Annotated in this window: 12 protein-coding genes; 4 read left to right on the top strand and 8 right to left on the bottom strand. The window is 43.4% G+C overall.

The annotated features are described in order from the left end of the window. Positions 1–32 precede the first annotated feature (32 nt). Positions 33–1,373: a lipopolysaccharide biosynthesis protein gene (locus tag AC1DP6_RS18155; RefSeq protein ID WP_477056100.1), complete on the top strand. Its 1,341-nt coding sequence runs from the start codon at positions 33–35 to the stop codon at positions 1,371–1,373. Positions 1,374–1,383: 10 nt separating this feature from the next. Beyond that, positions 1,384–2,226, top strand: coding sequence for a beta-1,6-N-acetylglucosaminyltransferase (locus AC1DP6_RS18150; RefSeq protein ID WP_477056099.1), 843 nt, complete (start codon positions 1,384–1,386; stop codon positions 2,224–2,226). Between the two features lie 59 nt (positions 2,227–2,285). On the opposite strand, the gene AC1DP6_RS18145 is transcribed toward AC1DP6_RS18150, so the two are convergent. Genes AC1DP6_RS18145 through AC1DP6_RS18115 form a run of 7 tightly spaced genes read right to left on the bottom strand, consistent with a single transcriptional unit; the run spans position 2,286 to position 9,796 of the window. Continuing rightward, positions 2,286–3,056 carry a class I SAM-dependent methyltransferase gene (locus AC1DP6_RS18145; protein ID WP_477056098.1) on the bottom strand — a complete coding sequence of 257 codons (771 nt, stop codon included), beginning with the start codon at positions 3,054–3,056 and terminating at the stop codon, positions 2,286–2,288. 21 nt (positions 3,057–3,077) lie between these two features. Then, entirely contained in the window at positions 3,078–4,205 is a 1,128-nt protein-coding gene (locus tag AC1DP6_RS18140; RefSeq protein ID WP_477056097.1) for a glycosyltransferase family 4 protein, read from the bottom strand. Position 4,206: 1 nt separating this feature from the next. Next, positions 4,207–6,108 (bottom strand): asparagine synthase (glutamine-hydrolyzing), encoded by a 1,902-nt coding sequence (gene asnB / locus AC1DP6_RS18135; RefSeq protein ID WP_477026426.1) that lies wholly within the window; start codon positions 6,106–6,108, stop codon positions 4,207–4,209. Then, on the bottom strand, positions 6,096–7,019 hold the full coding sequence (locus AC1DP6_RS18130) for a glycosyltransferase family 2 protein (RefSeq protein WP_477056096.1): 924 nt from the start codon (positions 7,017–7,019) through the stop codon (positions 6,096–6,098). Before AC1DP6_RS18130 ends, asnB begins: the two co-directional genes overlap by 13 nt. Further along, on the bottom strand, positions 7,003–8,211 hold the full coding sequence (locus AC1DP6_RS18125) for a glycosyltransferase family 2 protein (RefSeq protein ID WP_477056095.1): 1,209 nt from the start codon (positions 8,209–8,211) through the stop codon (positions 7,003–7,005). The genes AC1DP6_RS18130 and AC1DP6_RS18125 overlap by 17 nt, the downstream gene beginning before the upstream one ends. Continuing rightward, positions 8,211–9,356, bottom strand: a complete 1,146-nt coding sequence (locus AC1DP6_RS18120; RefSeq protein WP_477056094.1) for a sugar transferase — start codon at positions 9,354–9,356, stop codon at positions 8,211–8,213. The genes AC1DP6_RS18125 and AC1DP6_RS18120 overlap by 1 nt, the downstream gene beginning before the upstream one ends. Before the next feature lie 47 nt (positions 9,357–9,403). Beyond that, positions 9,404–9,796, bottom strand: coding sequence for a response regulator (locus AC1DP6_RS18115; protein ID WP_441577025.1), 393 nt, complete (start codon positions 9,794–9,796; stop codon positions 9,404–9,406). A gap of 423 nt (positions 9,797–10,219) precedes the next feature. On the opposite strand from AC1DP6_RS18115, the gene AC1DP6_RS18110 reads away from it, so the two are divergent. Both AC1DP6_RS18110 and AC1DP6_RS18105 read left to right on the top strand, forming a co-directional pair. Beyond that, positions 10,220–11,404 (top strand): glycosyltransferase family 2 protein, encoded by a 1,185-nt coding sequence (locus tag AC1DP6_RS18110; RefSeq protein ID WP_477056093.1) that lies wholly within the window; start codon positions 10,220–10,222, stop codon positions 11,402–11,404. A gap of 387 nt (positions 11,405–11,791) precedes the next feature. Beyond that, positions 11,792–17,914 (top strand): fibronectin type III domain-containing protein, encoded by a 6,123-nt coding sequence (locus AC1DP6_RS18105; protein WP_477056092.1) that lies wholly within the window; start codon positions 11,792–11,794, stop codon positions 17,912–17,914. 222 nt (positions 17,915–18,136) lie between these two features. On the opposite strand, the gene AC1DP6_RS18100 is transcribed toward AC1DP6_RS18105, so the two are convergent. Then, entirely contained in the window at positions 18,137–18,280 is a 144-nt protein-coding gene (locus AC1DP6_RS18100) for a hypothetical protein (protein ID WP_477056091.1), read from the bottom strand.

The following is an 18,280-nucleotide window of genomic DNA, read 5'->3' as shown; positions in this document are numbered from 1 at the left end:
TTTTCACATAATACGATTGTAATTATTGTTTCATGGCTTTTAAGTTTTTATCGGTTTTTCGTAACAGGCATTTTCATTCTCTTCTTGGGAACGTGATAATGGCTTTCTTCAATGTACTCTCTTTTGCGCTGCTGGTAAGAATGCTTTCTTTAAGTGCTTTCGGAGAGTGGGTATTATTTCTTGCCACCTATAACATCCTGGATCAGATACGTACAGCTATGCTGCAGTCAGGCATCATCAAGTTCAGCGCAGGAGTTGACGAAGCGGTCAGCAGACAGGTAACAGGAGCTGCCTGGTACATTTCCCTGCTACTTACCCTTTCCTTTATCATACTTTCGTTTGTTGTATATGTGGTAGCCTTTCCATTATTCAGCCCTACCTGGCACTTCTTCCTGGGATGGTTGGGTATCATGACTTTACTTTCTCTTCCATTTAACTTTGCCACCTGGGTATTACAGGCTGCACACAGATTTGACAAGATTGTACAGATACGCTTTTTACAGAATGGTTCTTTTCTTGTGTTACTGGGAGTGTTGTTCTTTTTAAAACAGGTAAATCTGCATAATGTGTTGTATGCCTATTCATTATCTCTGCTGGCGACAAGTATCTACTGTCTGGCATTCAAGTGGACTGCGATAAATAGCATGGCCGCCAGAACCAGACAGCACGTAAAGGATTTATATCACTATGGCAGGTTAATAGTAGGTAGTATGGTTTCCTCTTCCCTGCTGAACTACTCTGATAACCTTGTTCTCAGAACAATGCTCAGTCCCACTGCAGTTGCCATTTACAGCATTCCTCAAAAATTCATGGAAGTAATTGAAATTATCCTACGGAGTTTTGTTGCCACTTCCCAGCCTACTATTTCGGGAGCTGCCAACAGAAATGACTGGAAGGGAGTATCCTATGCGTTTTGTAAATATACAGGCACAGTCACTATTATGATCATCCCATTTGTTGCAGGGCTGCTACTGTTCACCAAACCATTGATCATCATCCTGGCAGCAAAAGCATACCTGCCTGCCACCGATATAGTCAGAATATTCCTCTTATCTGCTATCCTTTATCCGATTGATCGTTTCATTGGGGTAACACTGGATATGATCAATAAACCACTGATTAACTTTTACAAGAACCTGCTGAAGCTGGTATTAAATATTGTGCTCGATATTGCATTGGTGCTGATGTTTGCGGATATACGTGCAGTTGCTATTGCCTCTTCTCTCAACCTGGTATTTGCTGTTATTTTTGGATACTATTTTCTTCGTCGTTCTCTTTCTGATGTAAGTATAAAAAGTATCTGGAAGAATGGCTGGCAAGAATGCAAAGGGCTATTGCTAAAAATAAAAATGTTCCGTTTGCAGTACAAATAAATATCCGCACATGAAGCAAGCCTTTATTATACTGAGTCATAAAAATCCGCTGCAGTTACGTCGCTTACTGGACAGACTGCAACATCCGGAAATAGATTTTTACATTCACCTGGATGCCAAGTCTGATATCAATGAGTGGCAGATAGCGATGAATATACCGCAGGTATTTTTTATTGAAAAAAGAGTAGATGTTACCTGGGCAGGATATGGTACTATCCAGGCCGCACTGAACGGCATAGCCGCTATAGTAGCATCCGGTCATCAGTATGGCTTTCTGCACCTCATCAGCGCACAGGATTATCCGCTGGTACATGTAAATAAGATACATGATTTTTTTGCCGCCAATCCCGGCCGGCAATTCCTGGATATATTACCGGAAGCCGAGCTTCAACGCGTAATAACAAAAATAACGTCCTTTCATTTTGAAGATCTCCGTTTGCCGGGTAAATACAAAATTGCCGGATTATTAAATAAGATACTGCCTGCAAGGCGGCATCCCCTGGAGCTGGAAGTATATGGAGGTTCTTTGTGGTGGAGCCTTACACAGGAATGCGCTGCATGGTGCCTGGCATATGTGAACGCGCATCCTGAACTAAAAAGATTTTACAAGCGTACCTGGGGAGGAGATGAATTCATATTCCAGACCATTATTATGAATGGTCCTTTCAAAAACAGCGTGGAGAATAATTACCTCCGCTATATAGACTGGTCTGAAGGGAAAGCACATCCTAAAACCTTTACCTCCGGCGATTTTGACAAAATTATCCGGTCGGGACAACTACTGGCCAGGAAATTTGATCTCGAAAAAACGCCCGACTTACTGGACAAAATTGATAGCGCCATCAGGGGCTAAGCATAAAAAAAGGTTGATTCATGGTGAATCAACCTTTTTTTATGCTGCATATCTTCCCGTCAGTTTTCACTTTTCCGCCATAAGGTATTAAAGCCTCCTGTAAAACTATATGGTAACAGTTCGGCCACCTGGCAATCCAGTGTTTGAAGGAATTTAACTCTCTTTGTAACCAGGGAAAAAGGAAATACATCTTCCACAAAATTGGTCTTTGCAAACTGTACTATTTTAAAGTTGCTGACCTCTGCCAGTTGCTGCAAATCCCTGCGTGTAAAGAACTGTACATGATCAAGATTATCTGCCTGGGATTGTGCGGTAGTGCCTTTAAATCCTAATGCGCTTTTTACTTTATTGATAGAAGTCCACAAAGCAGGATTGTTACGTGCTTTTAGCATAGGGCGGGTCACACACAATTCCCTGGGACCATTACCATTTGGCACTGTCACCACCAATAACCCATCATCTTTTAAAGATGCATGAATGGTATGTAATAACAGATGTGGCTGATCCAGATGTTCCAGCACTTCACTGCATATCACAGCATCGTATGTTTCACCCTGTGCAGTCAGTTCTTCTGCGCTAATGGCAGCAAACCTTACGTTGGAATAAGTATTACGCTGGTTGGCTACCGCAATAGTTTTTTCACTGATATCTATCCCCAATACTTCATATCCAAACTGCCCGAGATGACGACTGATAACGCCATTACCACATCCCACGTCCAATACGCGGCCTCCATCAGGAATGTTTTTCTTCAGGCTATCTGTAATAAAATTCAGCCGCTTGATATCGGTTATGCGGTTATATTCGTAAGTGATTGCGGTCTTTGTCATATTGAAATTGATAAAGTATTATTATTTGCAAAGCTGCAGGTAAACAGCTGAAATCTTTTCTGTCATTCCGGTTACATTGAAATGCTCTGCAATGGCAGCTTTCGCATTTTGTTGTAACTGCAGTCGTAACGTATGATCTGTAGCCAATTTAACAATCGCGGCGGCCAGGGCGTTGTTATTGTCTGCTGGTACCAGTAATCCATTCTCACCATCCTTTACCGCCTCTTTTGTACCATCTACATCGCTGGCTATAACCGCTTTGCCCATTGCCATTGCTTCCAGCACTCCAATAGGAAAGCCTTCCCATAAAGAAGGGAGACAGTAGATATCTGCAGCGTGTAACACCGCCGGAACATCCTGCCGGAAACCATCAAATATTACCTGCTTATCTACATTCAGTTCTGTTGCAGCATTCATGGCAGCAGTCTTCAGTTCTCCGTCTCCTATCATTAATAACTGCAGGTCAGGAACACTTTTAAGTGCTGTGGCAAATGCCGTTACCATGCTTACCGGGTCTTTCTGATAGGTCATACGGGCGATATAACAAATCAGCAATTTATCTGCCGGAATATTATAAGCCGCACGCAGGTCAGGGTAAACAGCATCAGGATTGAACTTTTGCAGATTCACACCATTCCTTACCACAATACTGTTAAATCCTTTAAAAGCCTTTATACCTGTTTGCCGGTTGGATTCCGAAACACAAATATTCACCTGTGTTTTTCGGGTAATAAACTTTTCTGCGGCGATGCGTAAACGTTTGGACAGCGGATGCAGGCCATCATGAAACGACCACCCATGAATAGTATATACTACCGGCAGGCCCAGGTTGCGCGCTGCCCACAATACATTGGTGTTAGCCCTGGTACCGTGTACATGCACAATATCAATTTGCTGTTCGGCTATAAATTTCTTTACTCTTTTCCATACGCTGATATCAAATGCCTTTTCACTGTCAATAACAAATGCAGGAACATTCAAAAGCTGCAAAGCTTTTATCATTGGCCCATCCGTAAACGATAATACAACCGGCTCAAATGTTTTTTTATCCAGTGATGCTACCAGGTCCAACACATGACTCTCTCCCCCACCAATTTTTCCCTGGCGGATGGTTTCGAGTACCCGTATTTTACCATTTATTTTGTCCATGCTATAATTTTTCTATCCAGCGGCTGTACCATAACTGGAATACCAATATGTTCCACAATTTCTGGTGGCTGACTTTTCCTCCGGATAAATAAATTCCCAGCAATTGCTCTACATGAGGAACATTAAAAAGACCTGATTTTGCCAACCTTGCTCCAGACAGGTAATACTGCATCTGTTCTTTCAGTTCATCTCGGAACCATTCCTGCAAAGGTGCTATGAATGGGCGTTTAGGGCGCTCCATCAGCGGTTTTGGAATATATTTGTGTACAATTGTTTTAAGGATATACTTATTGATACCGTCTTTCACTTTCAATGAAGCGGGTACCTTCGCCAGGAATTCTACCAACCGGTGATCCAGCATTGGTTCCCGTCCTTCAATGCTCACGGACATCGTTGCCCTGTCTACCTTCACCAGGTTATTATCCACCAGGAAAGTTTTGTAATCCACTGCCAGCAGGCGGTTCAGCGGGTCATTCATGTTGTCCAGCTCCCCGTTCATGTCAAAATTTGTCCGGTAACCTTCGGCTGGAAAGTTGGTGTAGTAGTTCACTTCATTCTCTGTCAGGTACTGGCTGATATATTTAAGCGCCTGCTGTGGCTTACCACTGGCCCATATCAGTTTCATTTTTTCATACCTGGATGCGAAATTGTATTGCTTATTAAAATAAGGTATCACTTCCGGAGAAACCACAGACATGGCTGCACTGATCGTACGTTGCAGGGGTTTGGGGAAACTACCGGTATAACGGAGTGACTGATTAAATTTATTATACCCGGCAAACACTTCGTCGCCACCGTCGGCAGACAATACCACTTTCACTTCCTTTGCAGCAAATTTACTCACCAGCGTAGTTGGCACCGTAGAATTATCAGCAAATGGTTCATCATATATTTCCGGTAACTGCTCCAACACGTCTTTCGCTTCCGCTGGCCCTACAATCCACTCGTAATGCTCTGTACCCAGATGCATCGCTATTTTTTTCGCCTCGCGCGACTCATCCCATTGCGGTTCTTTATAACCAATGGTGAAGGTTTTAATCCGGCTGGAAGTGTTGGATTGTAAAATAGCCGCCACACTGGCGCTATCATAGCCTCCGCTTAAAAACACACCCACCGGCACATCAGAAACCATACGATAATTATAGGCGCTATGCATCAATTCTTCCGTATGCCTGATTACGTCTGACTGTGTTAATCCTGTAAGCGGCTGACGATAGGCATCCAATACATTCCAGTATTCATGCGTATTTACGCCGGCGTCTTCCAAGGTTACTTTCAGGGTATGGCCCGGCTTTAGCTTATGCGTATTTTTGTAAATAGTATACGGAGCGGGAATATAACTGAACTGTAAAAACAGGGACAGGCTTTTCTCATCAATTTCTTTTTTGAAAGAAGGATGCTCACAGAGCCCTTTCAATTCAGAGGCAAAAAGTAAAGTTTGATGATGCCAATAATAATATAAAGGCTTCACTCCCGCCCGATCACGGAAAAGTGTTACCTCACGGGCTTCCCGGTCGTAAATAACAAAGGCAAACATGCCGATGCATTTATCCAGTACCTTCTCCTTCCACTGCGCATATCCTTTTATCAGCACTTCCGTATCGGCGCCTGAATGAAAATTGTAGCCCAATTTTTCAAGTTCCGTACGGATTTCTTTGAAGTTATATATTTCACCATTGAAAATAATGGAGTATTGCTGGTAATGCATGGGCTGATGTCCTGAGCTGGAAAGGTCCAGTATAGACAGGCGGCGTTGTCCGAGGCCTATAGATGCACGGGGATCTTCATATACTTCATAACCGGCATCATTTGGACCGCGGTGTGCCATCACATCTGTCATTTTCCGCAGTGTATCCGCATCTGATTTTTGGGTAAAATCAATAAACCCTGCTATGCCACACATATGTTATCCGGTTTAGGGCGTTTAAGATTCCAGAGAATTCCATTCCAGAAAGCTTTCAAATGAACTGATTCCTGTTTTAATAAAAACTGCGCTGTATTCTTTGGTATCGTAAGGAAAATAAAATATAGTACAAAAACCAACCTGGCAGGAAGTTTTACGTTCCTGCGCATGAACAATATTCTGTTCCGCGTAATGTAGTAGGTTTTCAGCGGGCTGTTTTTTCCCGTTGTCATAGACTCTTTATGATAGATCAATGATTTATACTGGTAGTAGATCTTATACCCATGCCGTTTGAACTGCTCGCACCAATCAAATTCTTCATAATACAGGAAATAAACTTCCGGCATTAGTCCTACTTTTCTCACGGCCTCCGCAGGCACCATCATCGCGCCTCCGTGGGCATAATGCGTTTCGGAGAAGGCATCATACTGACCATTATCCTGCTCCTTGCAACCAATCATGCTATTTCTTCCGGTGAGTGCATCCACGGCTCTATATCCTGCGTATTCAATCGTTCCTTTATGGAAAAAATAATGAAACTTTGGACTTACCACGCCGGCATCCGGGTATTTGCTGAATACTTCCAACAAGCCCTCTATCAGCCCTTCTGTAAATTCAGTATCATTATTAACCAGGAAAAAGTATTCTCCGGAGGCGGCTTTTATACCAAGATTATTTCCCCCTGCAAAACCCAGGTTTTTTCCACTCAACACCACCTTCGCGGCAGGATATTCCTTTTGTATTGCAGCCACGGGGCTTTCGGCAGAGCCGTTATCTACCACTATTACCTCCAGATTGGGGTAAGAGTTATACCGGAGTGACCTCATTAATTCTGCGGTCACTTTAGCATTATTATAATTAACTGTTATAATAGATACCAGTGGATAATATGTACTATTTTCTGGCTGCATCTAATAATGGATTGTCAATACCTGTTTGGGTATGCGTAGTATGAATAAATGTTTTGTCTGCACCCTTTAAGCGAAACAGCAGTAATATCATAATACCGATTGCACGGGGTAAGGTAATGGCCGCTGTGAAAAGATACTTCGTGAAAAATTTTCCCGGAATAGGCAGTAAAAGGGAGAGCATATTCAATACAAACAGTCCCAGCCAAAAGGCAACGGGTATTGTTAAAAATGGCTGCAGTAAAAAACTAAACGCGGTCAGTACAGTTAAAGCAGCAAGCAATAACATACGCGGTAATAATGCATTCTGACATACTGCCAAATTAAAATAATTGATGTCGCCCTTGAATAATGCTGTCCATCCTTTCTTCCAGAAAGTGCGCAGGTATACCAGCTGACTTGACATCCAGCGTTTGCGCTGATTTTCAAATACGGCTGCATGTGTAATCTTTTCATCAAACACATAGGCATCTTCCAGGTACAGGATCGTGTGTCCTTTAGATAACACGAGTAGCTGTAACACTTTATCGAATCCACCGGTAGCCTGAATTTCCAGTAAGATCTCTTTTATAAGCGGATAATGGAAAGCCATACCAGAACCGATGACAGAAGAGGACAATCCTAAAGCATTGGCTCCCTTTCTGTAAAGGAAATTGGCAATAATTTCGTTGGCCGCATCAAGGATGGCAAAAGGTGTATTGAGATTCTTCGCTACCCTTTGTCCTTGTATAACCGGATTTCCCTGTTGGTAAGCATGATTAATCTTTAAAAGAAAATCTTCTTCCAACATATTATCCGCATCACAAATCAGGGCCAGGTCGTAATCATTTCCTAAATACTCAAATGCGGCATTCAGTGACTTCGCTTTTGTACTCTTGTCGAATTTAACCGGTACCAGACTAACACCTGTAGCAGCGAGCTCCTCCAGGGTTCTTGATTGCAGTGAATCGGCGATTACCACCACTTCATACTTGTCTACCGGATACCGCAACCGGTTATAGCTGGCCACCGTAGATAAAATAATACTGTCCTCTTTATAGGCAGGAATAAGTATTGCTATTTTGGCGTAAATATGAGTGTCTTCGTATAATATCTTTTTTTTCCGGCTTAAACGGCCGGCAATGGCTAACAAAAGATTGTAGAATACGCATCCGGCCAGGTAAACAAACAGTATTATCTCTATAATTGCTATCATTATACATTATCTTTTTGCACAAGTGCCAGTGGCGTATTCACGATGAGCCACATATCATATCTGAAAGAGCGCTTATGCGCATAATTAATATCCAGGTCTATCCGTTCCTTCACGGACATATCTTTTTTACCTCTTTTACTTACCTGCCACAAACCTGTAATACCAGCCGGAGCGAGGAATCGTTCCACCCAGTCGTCTGTTGTAAGCGTAGTAGCTTCATATAAGGGCAAAGGGCGGTTACCAACGAGCGACATATCGCCTTTGAGCACATTTAGTAGCTGTGGTACTTCATCCAGACTAGAGTTACGAAGAAATCCACCCAGCTTTGTTACGCGTGGATCATTGGATACTTTAATAAACACAGGTCCGGCACCATTACCGTCATATTGATTAAGATGCTTTATTTTATCAAGCTGCCTGTCTGCATCCGGGATCATTGTCCGGAATTTATAAAACTTAAAAACACGGTAATTGCGGCCAGCGCGTTTCGCGGCGTAAAAGATGGGGCCTTTGGACTCTAACCTGATCAGGGCAGCTATCAGCAACATTACAGGACTCAGTAACAATAGTCCGGTAGCTGCCAGCATCACATCCAGCGAACGCTTCATGAAATTGCTGTAAAACCTGCGGGTGTATAACTTTTTGTTGATGGAAATCTTTTTATAAGCAGGGAAAGTACGCATCCGCTTAAACTTGCTTACAATAGCGACCTTATTACCCAGCATATGCCAGGCGTTCAGGGTGATTACGTCATCAATAAAGCTGTATTTAACCACCAATGATTTTAATTCCTCGAAACCTTTATCCGCGTAAATGAAAAAAGGGATAGAATTGAGGAACTGATAAGTGGCGAAAAAGGATTCCCATTCAGGCAGGGCTGACTCATATGCACTTTCGAACCGGTAAATAATTGCCGCCGGCATTTTTTTGAAGACATACTGCAGTTGATACATCACCTTTCTTGCATCCTCCACATTAGATGCCACAACACATTTGAACTGGTTATTGTCGGTAAGCATCTCTTTATGGGGATGACCAACAAAAAGTATAATGCTTTCGGTATCAGCAGCAGCAGGACGAAAGGCTTCTTTGCCCACCCCTCTAATGCTCTCTACCTGCAGCAGGTTCGGTGTAAAGGTATTCATATGTCGCTTATTAGTAGTGTATTGGTTAATTCAATATAACAACCTTGCTATACAGCAGAAATACTCAATTGCTCATTTAGTATGAAACCCACCTTATTCAACAATTGCATAGGATCAAAGGGTTTCTGGACTACTTGTCTTACACTATTATACTTGTCTGGGAGTTCGTTCATCTTCTCCACAAAAAATCCTGACAACACGATAACCGGAACATCCTGGTACAAATAACTGCCGGATAAATAATCGAGTAATTCCCACCCGTCTATGTTTGGCATCTGAAGATCCGTAATAATAAGATCTGCTTTATTCCCTTTCAGGAGCCATGTCATAGCAGCCAGACCATCCGGTGCAGAAACTACAGAATATTCTCTCCCTAAAACCGCTTCCAGCAAATAACGCATGGGCGTACTGTCGTCTATTATTAAAATTTTCTTTTTCATTTACCTTCTTTTCTAAACAATGTTTAAAACTGTTAATTGGGTAGCATGCGTACAGTGCATAACCTACACCTGAAGGCTTTAAATGGGATCTGGTCAAGAATTATTAGGTAATTAACCCTTGCGGTTTCTTTCAGGGGATATGAGAGAGGAAAAAATGGTTTTTACTTATCTGTTGTCCTGTTATTTGAACGTGTTATTCAATTAACATGGAACAAAAATATTATTTCCCTGATATCATCAATTGATTTTTTGGTAAACGACTCAATTTAGGGGGTAAGTGTTAGAAATTTCACTGTAAACGGTCGGGAAATATCTCTAAAAAAGATCTAAATCAAAATTATAATATAAAATTCAGGTTGTCTATGAAACAAATTATAATACTTTTGTGGCAAAACAACCATCCCCATAAAATTCTTTCCCGCTATGTCAATTTGGTCTGTGATATTTTGGACAAGTCTTATACTCGTATGCTATAGTTATGTAGGTTATGGCATATTCCTTTACATCGTAATCCGTATAAAGCGTTTACTGCAGGGTAATAGCGCCCGTAAGGAAAGCACATTTGAACCAGAAGTTACTTTCCTGGTAGCGGCCTATAATGAGGAAGATTTTATTGCCGAAAAGATAGCAAATGCACTTTCTCAATCCTACCCCAGGGAGAAAATACGGTTCGTCTTTGTCACAGACGGCTCTTCCGACAGCACCAACGAGATTATCTCGCGGTACCCGATGGTAAAGCTGTTATACGACCCGCAACGCAAAGGCAAAATGGCTGCAGTGAACCGTGCGATGGCATTGGTAAAAACGCCCTTCGTTGTATTATCGGATGCTAATACCTTATTAAATCCTTCAGCGGTTGCCCTGCTGATGAAGCGTTTTGAAGATGATCGCGTGGGCGTGGTAGCCGGAGAAAAAAAGGTGATGCCCACCACCGGTGCCGCCGAAGCGCAGGGAGAAGGCATGTACTGGAAATATGAATCCCTGTTGAAGAAATGGGATGCGGAACTCTATAGTGTGATGGGAGCTGCAGGCGAATTGATAGCTATTCGCACAGCGCTGTTTGAACAACTGCCGGAAGACACCATACTTGACGATTTCATGCTTTCCTTCCGGATAAACATGAAGGGATATACCGTGATGTATGAGCCGGCTGCGTATGCTATGGAAACGTCTTCCGCTTCACTGGGGGATGAATATAAAAGAAAAGTAAGGATCTGTGCCGGCGGCTTTCAATCGATGGGACGTTTACTTCCTTTATTAAATCCATTCCGGTATCCAAAAATAACCTGGCAATATGTTTCCCACCGGGTACTCCGATGGACGCTGGCCCCTCTTGGCCTGTTACTGGCACTGGTGAGCAATCTTATTCTTATCCTGACAAAAGCAAATGATATCTATATTATAACCGGTATTGCACAACTATGCTTTTATTCGGCTGCCCTGGCTGGTTACGTACTTACCATACGACAAATAAAAGCGAAATACCTCTATATCCCTTTTTACTTCGTTTTCATGAATGTAACCGTATATATAGGATGCATCCGGTTCCTGCGGAAAAGGCAATCTGCCGTCTGGGAACGTGCTCAGCGCAGTATGGCCGTGCAATAAAAAAACTGCAGCCGCATTTCACCAGTGAAACATTTGCGTTTACCAACCAAAAACGACCGTTTGCAAAAAAAATCTTAATATATATAAACAGTTATTTAATTTAGCAGCTGTTCTAACTTTATGTCACCAAGTCATTAATTGTCAAATGAGCCGAATTTAGGATACACCATTCACAGTGAATAGTTTTTGATCAGCAGTAATATTCCAATACCTTATCCTTCGACAAAGCCCCACCACTATTGGATTAATCTCCAAAGTAGGAATTAATTTTTTCCATCTCCTCTGAACTACAAGTATTTCCGGATTTCCGGAAGGGTGCTTGTTATATCTTATTTTCCTGTGGTTATCAAAACAATAACCGGGGGTCACATAACATAACGTATTTCCATGAATCGAACTTTACACCGCTTGCTCCTCTTTGTGCTCATCTGGCTATGCGCTCCCAACATCTATGCGCAGTCTGCACTCAATCCAAGTGATCCTGTCATCACTTACAATGCCAATAATCCCCCTGCTGACCCCCAGTATGATAAGATCACAAAATGGGTGAGAACAGTCAGGATGAGTTATAACACCGACTCTTATAAATGCTACATTTATAAGAACATGGCGTTTCGTCTTAAATTCCCTAAAACATACGTTCCTGGGGTAAATGACGGCAAGAAGTATCCCATTTATCTATTCTTCCATGGCGTAGGTGAAAAAGGAACCATTTACGATAATGAATTTCATTTATCGTGGGGCGGACAAACATGGATGAATCGTGTTGATAATGGAACATTTGATGGATACATTTTATACCCCCAAAGCCAGGGCGGCTTCTGGGGTGCTAATGATTATGATAATCTGAAAGAAGTAATAGACTCGATAGTTACAAGTGCCAAAGGAGATCCCGATCGTTTAACCGTAAACGGTTTATCTGGTGGTGGATGGGGTACCTGGGAATTTACCATGCGCTATCCGCAATTAACAGCGGCATCTCTGCCAATGAGTGCTATGGCACTGGATTACGCCAATCACATCGACACCTACAAGTTCATACCTATGTGGTTGTTCCAGGGTGGCCTGGATGGCAATCCTGCCCCTTATACTACCAACCAGGTAGTAGCCCAGATACAGGCGGCGGGCGGTAATTTCAAACTCACTACTTATCCCAACGATGCTCACAATACCTGGATAGATGCCTGGAATGAAACGGATTTTACACCGTTTATGCTAAGGGCTAACAGGCTTAATCCATATCCGTTATTTGGTTCCGCGACCTTCTGTCCGGGCCAGACCATTACCATTGGTATATCTCCCGGATATCAACAATACGAGTGGCAAAAAGATGGTGCTACTATCTCTACCAGTACCGCAAATTCTATTGTAGTGACTACCCCCGGTAGTTACAGGGTAAGAGCACAATTACCAAATGGCTGGACCGGATGGTCTCCTGCCCCACTGGTGATCAGCTACAGACCAGCTACGCCTGCACCGGTTATTACCACTTCTCCGGCCCTTGTCAGCAATGTTTTGCCGGCTCCGGATGGTACAACCAATATTACCTTACAGGTGCCCGCAGGCATGGATTCATATGAATGGCTGCGCGCAGGCAGTACTACTGTAATCAGTACCACCAATACCTTAACTACTTCCACCATCGGTGCTTATGTGGTACRTGTAAAATCGCCCAACAATTGCATAGGCTCCTATTCTGATACCTTCAGAGTAGTTGGCAGCACCGGTATTAATGCACCGGATCCTATCAGTAGCCTGGCAGTAAACAGCTTTACCAAAACACAAATCGCACTGTCATGGGTAGAAAATGCAACACCAACTTATAATGAAAAATACTTTGAAATTTACAGAGCTACACAGGCTGGTGGGCCATATATACTTGTAGGAAAAAACAACGCCAACGTTGTTACTTTTACGGATATTAACCTGACACCGAATACAAACTATTTCTACAGGGTACGCCCGGTAAATGACTATGCTGCAGGACCGCTATCTGCGGAAGTGAAAGGTACTACAGCATTAGACAGTTCTGCTCCTTCTGCCCCTCCTTCATTGGTAATAACCAGCTTTACAAACAATCAGGTTGTTTTAACATGGACGGCCGCTGCTGATGATGCAGGTATTGCAGGTTATGATGTCTACGCTAACAATGTGCTGAAAACATCTGTTGGCAATGTGCTGACAGCTACCGTAACGGGACTCGCAGATGGTACCCTGTATAATTTCTATGTGAAGTCGAAAGACGTGTCGGGAAAATTCTCTACACCCAGTAACCAGGTTACCATTAGAACCAAGAAAGCAAACCTTTCTTATAAACTCTACAATGGTACATGGACAACCCTTCCGAACTTTACTACACTTACTCCGGCGCAAACAGGTAAATCCTACATCCCGGATCTGACCGTAGTACCAGCTGGTACCGCCAGCAATTATGCGCTTATGTGGACTGGCTATATCCGTATACCAGTAACAGGTTCCTATAAGTTTGAAACCAATTCGGACGATGGCAGTAAATTATATTTCAATAAAACGTATTCCAGTTTAGCTATTGCTACCGTAAATAATGACGGCGCACATGGTGCACAATTTGCATCAGGAACCGTAACTGCGAGTGCAGGAGTTTATCCGATTACAGTAACCTACTTCCAGGGAGGCGGCGGCGCAACTATGGAAGTATACTGGACCAGCACAGCTGCAGGTATATCTACCAGACAATTAATACCGTCTGACGCATTTATTGATACCTCGATAGTCAATGGTACCGCACCAACTGCGCCTACAGGTTTGGCAGTAGCAGTGAATAACTACAGCAAGTTAAACCTGACCTGGACAGATAAAAGTAATAATGAAACAGGGTTTGAAATTTACAGAAGTACATCCAGCGGCGGAACATATACCATAGTAGCTACTGCGGTTGCCAATGCTGTTAGTTACACAGATACTGCATTACTGGCCAGCACTGCTTATTACTATAAGATCAGGGCAATCGGTACCTATGGTGAATCTGCTTATACTTCTGTTGCCAATGCAACAACAGCCCCTAAACCACTGCCACCGGCTGTACCTACCAATCTGGCTACCCTGGCTATTTCCACGCAGATCGTGAAATTAACCTGGACAGACAATTCTACTATTGAAACAGCTTACGAAGTACAACGCTCATTAAATGACAGCACTCATTTCAGCGTGCTGAAAACATTGGGCGCAGTTGTATCCGGACAGGGAACTTTCTCTGACTCTTCACTGGTTGCCAACACAGTAGCATACTATAAAGTAAGAGCATATGGAGAAGGTGGTTACTCCATCTTTACGCCGGCAGTGAAAGCAAAATCACTGAATAATGCACCGGTAATAACTGATATCACCAGTCAGACTATCCGTTACGGTACTACCCAAAACATACCGGTAGCTGCTACGGATCCTGATAACGATCCTGTTACTTTCAGTTTGTATAATGCCCCGGCATTCGTTTCACTGCAGCTGAATGCAGGAATTACTACCTTGAATATTGCACCAGCAGCTGCGCAACAGGGTACCTATAACGGTGTGGGGGTAATAGCTAAAGATAATAATGGCGGTAGTGATACGACCCTCTTCAACCTCGTAGTAAACGATAACTATCCACCGGTAATAGATTCTATCCCTGCCCAAAGTGCGGATGAAGGCGCTACAAGGATTATCAAACTAAGCCTGAGTGACCTGAACCCTGGTAATACCTTTACCTGGACAGCTATACAGTTGCCATCTTTTGCAACGCTGCAGAGCCAGAATGATACCTGCCGCATCACGGTACAACCAGGATACGGAGCCTCCGGCACCTACACCATTAAGGTACAGGCCAAGGACAACCAGGGCGGAATAGATACCCGCAGCTTTGTATTAACAGTAGTTGATAAAACAACTCCGAACTACAAGCTGTTCCTGAACTTCAAGCTTAATAACAATGCACCGGCTCCATGGAACAATATTTCCAGCACCACTACCACGGGGCTGAAAGACGATAATGGCCAGGTAACCAGCGCAGGCTTAACTTTTGATGAAACCTGGTGGGCTGCCGGAACAGAAGGTGCAAACACTGGCAATAACAGTGGAGTATATCCCGATGTAGTGATGAGTGAGTACATGTACTTTGGTTCATTACCTGGCTTCTTTACAGGCGCTCCTGCTATGCACGGGCATATAACCGGACTGGAAACAAACAGGACATATTCCATTAAATTCTTCTCCAGCAGCAAATGGTGGGCGCCACAACCAAACAATGGTAGTACCCAGTATACTATCAACGGTGTGACCAAATCATTGAACGTTCAAAACAACAGCACTAACACCGCTGTTTTTGAAAACCTGACAGCAGATGCTAATGGTGAAATTAAATTCACGCTCAGTGTCCCTGCAGGTGGCCAGGTAGGCTATCTGAATGCCATGGAGCTGAACGCAGGCGGCGCAGGTGATACCGTTGTGGTAAATCACCCACCTGTAATTGCAACGATTGCCAATAAAACAATGGCAGCCGGCGATACCCTGCACGTAACAGTCAGCGGTACTGATCCGGAAAATGATGCCATCACTTATGCTGGTTATAACCTGCCTTCATTTGTTACAGTGGTACAATCTCCAGGTAACGTTTACCTGCTGGCATCCCCTGCTACCAACAATACAGGTCAGTTTAACAACATAGGAATTATTGGTACTGATACGCATGGTAACAGTGATACCTCCACTTTTAACCTTACCGTAAATGCTCCTGCGGGTGGAGATACTTCAGGCTACAAACTGTTCCTGAGTATAAAACAAAACAGTACTGCACCGGCACCATGGAATAATATTACCGGCGGTCTTACCACCGCTCTGAAAAATGACAAGGGACAAACTACTTCCGCGGGACTGAAGTTTGACGAAACCTGGTGGGCAACAAACGGCGAAGGCGCTACTACCGGCAATAACAGTGGTGTATACCCTGATGCTGTAATGAACGACTTCCTGTACTTTGGTTCACTGGCCGGCTTCTTCACCGGGGCCCCCACCATGACTGGTCACCTGACAGGTCTGGAACCAGGCAAATCATTTACAGTGAAATTCTTCTCCAGCAGTAAATGGTGGGCACCGCAGCCAGATAACGGCAGCACTAAGTTTACCATTAATGGAGTGAGCCAGACATTGTATGTACAAAACAACACCACCAATGTAGTTACCTTCGCCAACCTGACACCGAGTGCCAGTGGAGAGATTGTATTTACATTGAGCATTCCTTCGGGCGGACAGGTAGGTTACCTGAATGCGATAGAAGTAGATGCAGGAGGTACTCAACAGCCTACTAATAATCACGCCCCTTCTATAACTGATATCAGTAATCAAAGCCTGGATGCAGGTACTAGTCTGAATATCCCCGTTACGGCAACTGATGTCGACGGTAATCCGATCACTTACAGTACACTGAATCTTCCTTCCTTTGTAACACTGGTACAATCTGGCGGTAGTGTATCTCTTGCAGTGGCTCCGGCCATTAACAACGCAGGCGCTTACAACAATGTGAGCGTAATTGCCAGAGATTCTTATGGCGCAGCAGACACCACCACGTTCAACATTACAGTGAATCCGCCGGCAGGTTCCGGTGGCAGTTACAAACTGTTATTGAACTTCATGCTCAATGCAAGTGCTCCGGCTCCATGGAACAACATTTCCGGCGGCACTACCGCTAATCTTAAAAATGATCAGGGACTGGCTACCGGTATCGGACTCAACTTTGATGAAACCTGGTGGGCTGCAGGTGTTGAAGGCGCCACTACCGGCAACAACAGCGGTGTGTATCCGGACGTAGTACTCAGTCAATACCTATACTTTGGTTCATTATCAGGTTTCTTCACCGGCGCTCCTGCCATGCACGGACATTTAACCGGATTGAGTGCCAATACCACTTATGTTATCAAGTTCATGTCCAGCAGCAAATGGTGGGCACCACAGCCAGATAACGGCAGCACACAGTTCACCGTTAATGGTGTAAGCAAAACCCTGAACGTACAGAATAATACAGCCAATACAGCTGACTTTATCAATCTCACTGCAGATGCCAATGGTGAAATTGCGTTTACCTTAAGTATACCAACCGGTGGACAGGTAGGCTATCTGAACGCTATGGAAATAGATGTTACGCCAAATACGCCAGGTAATCTTGCCAATAATAAGCAGGTAATGGGCAACAACCCTACCACTGCCGTATCAGGCAATAACATGGCGATTAAAGCCAACCTGCAGGCAAATGTATACCCTAATCCTTTCGTAGATAATCTGGCCGTTGACGTGACACTGCAGAAATCAGCAGCTACTATGCTGATAGAAATAAGTGATATGAACGGAAAGATGCTCTACAGTGAAATGAGAAAAGGTGTACCTGAAGGTAGAAATCTCATCAGGATCGATACACAGCGGTTTGTTAACATAACCGGAATGTATATACTGAAAATTACTTCTTCTACCGGCGAATCAAAGAGCGTTAAGCTGATGAAAAAATAACAATAAGTAGTACAATAGATTATAAAGAAAAGATCGTTCCAGGGAATATTCCCGAACGGTCTTTTTTTATAATCTGTTACGTTACCCCTTAAACTTGAGCGATTACCAAGTAATTTTTATGTTTCGCTTAAAAATAAAGTGTCTTTTAATATAATCTTTTACCTTTGGACTCTAACCGGATATACCAGGACTAACTATGCCCCGGTTATCTCTTCTGTAACCTCATCCTCCGACAAAACCAAAAGAAGCTTTCCGGCCGATTGCCTGAAACTCTCTTATTTTTTTACCATCTCCTCTGAGCTTCCAGTTACCATACCGGGAACATGGCATGTATGCAATAACGCGTACTTCCACCTTGTATATCAT

The organism is Chitinophaga sp. 01L420, from assembly GCF_056399985.1.
This window is presented reverse-complemented; position numbering and strand designations above follow the sequence as displayed.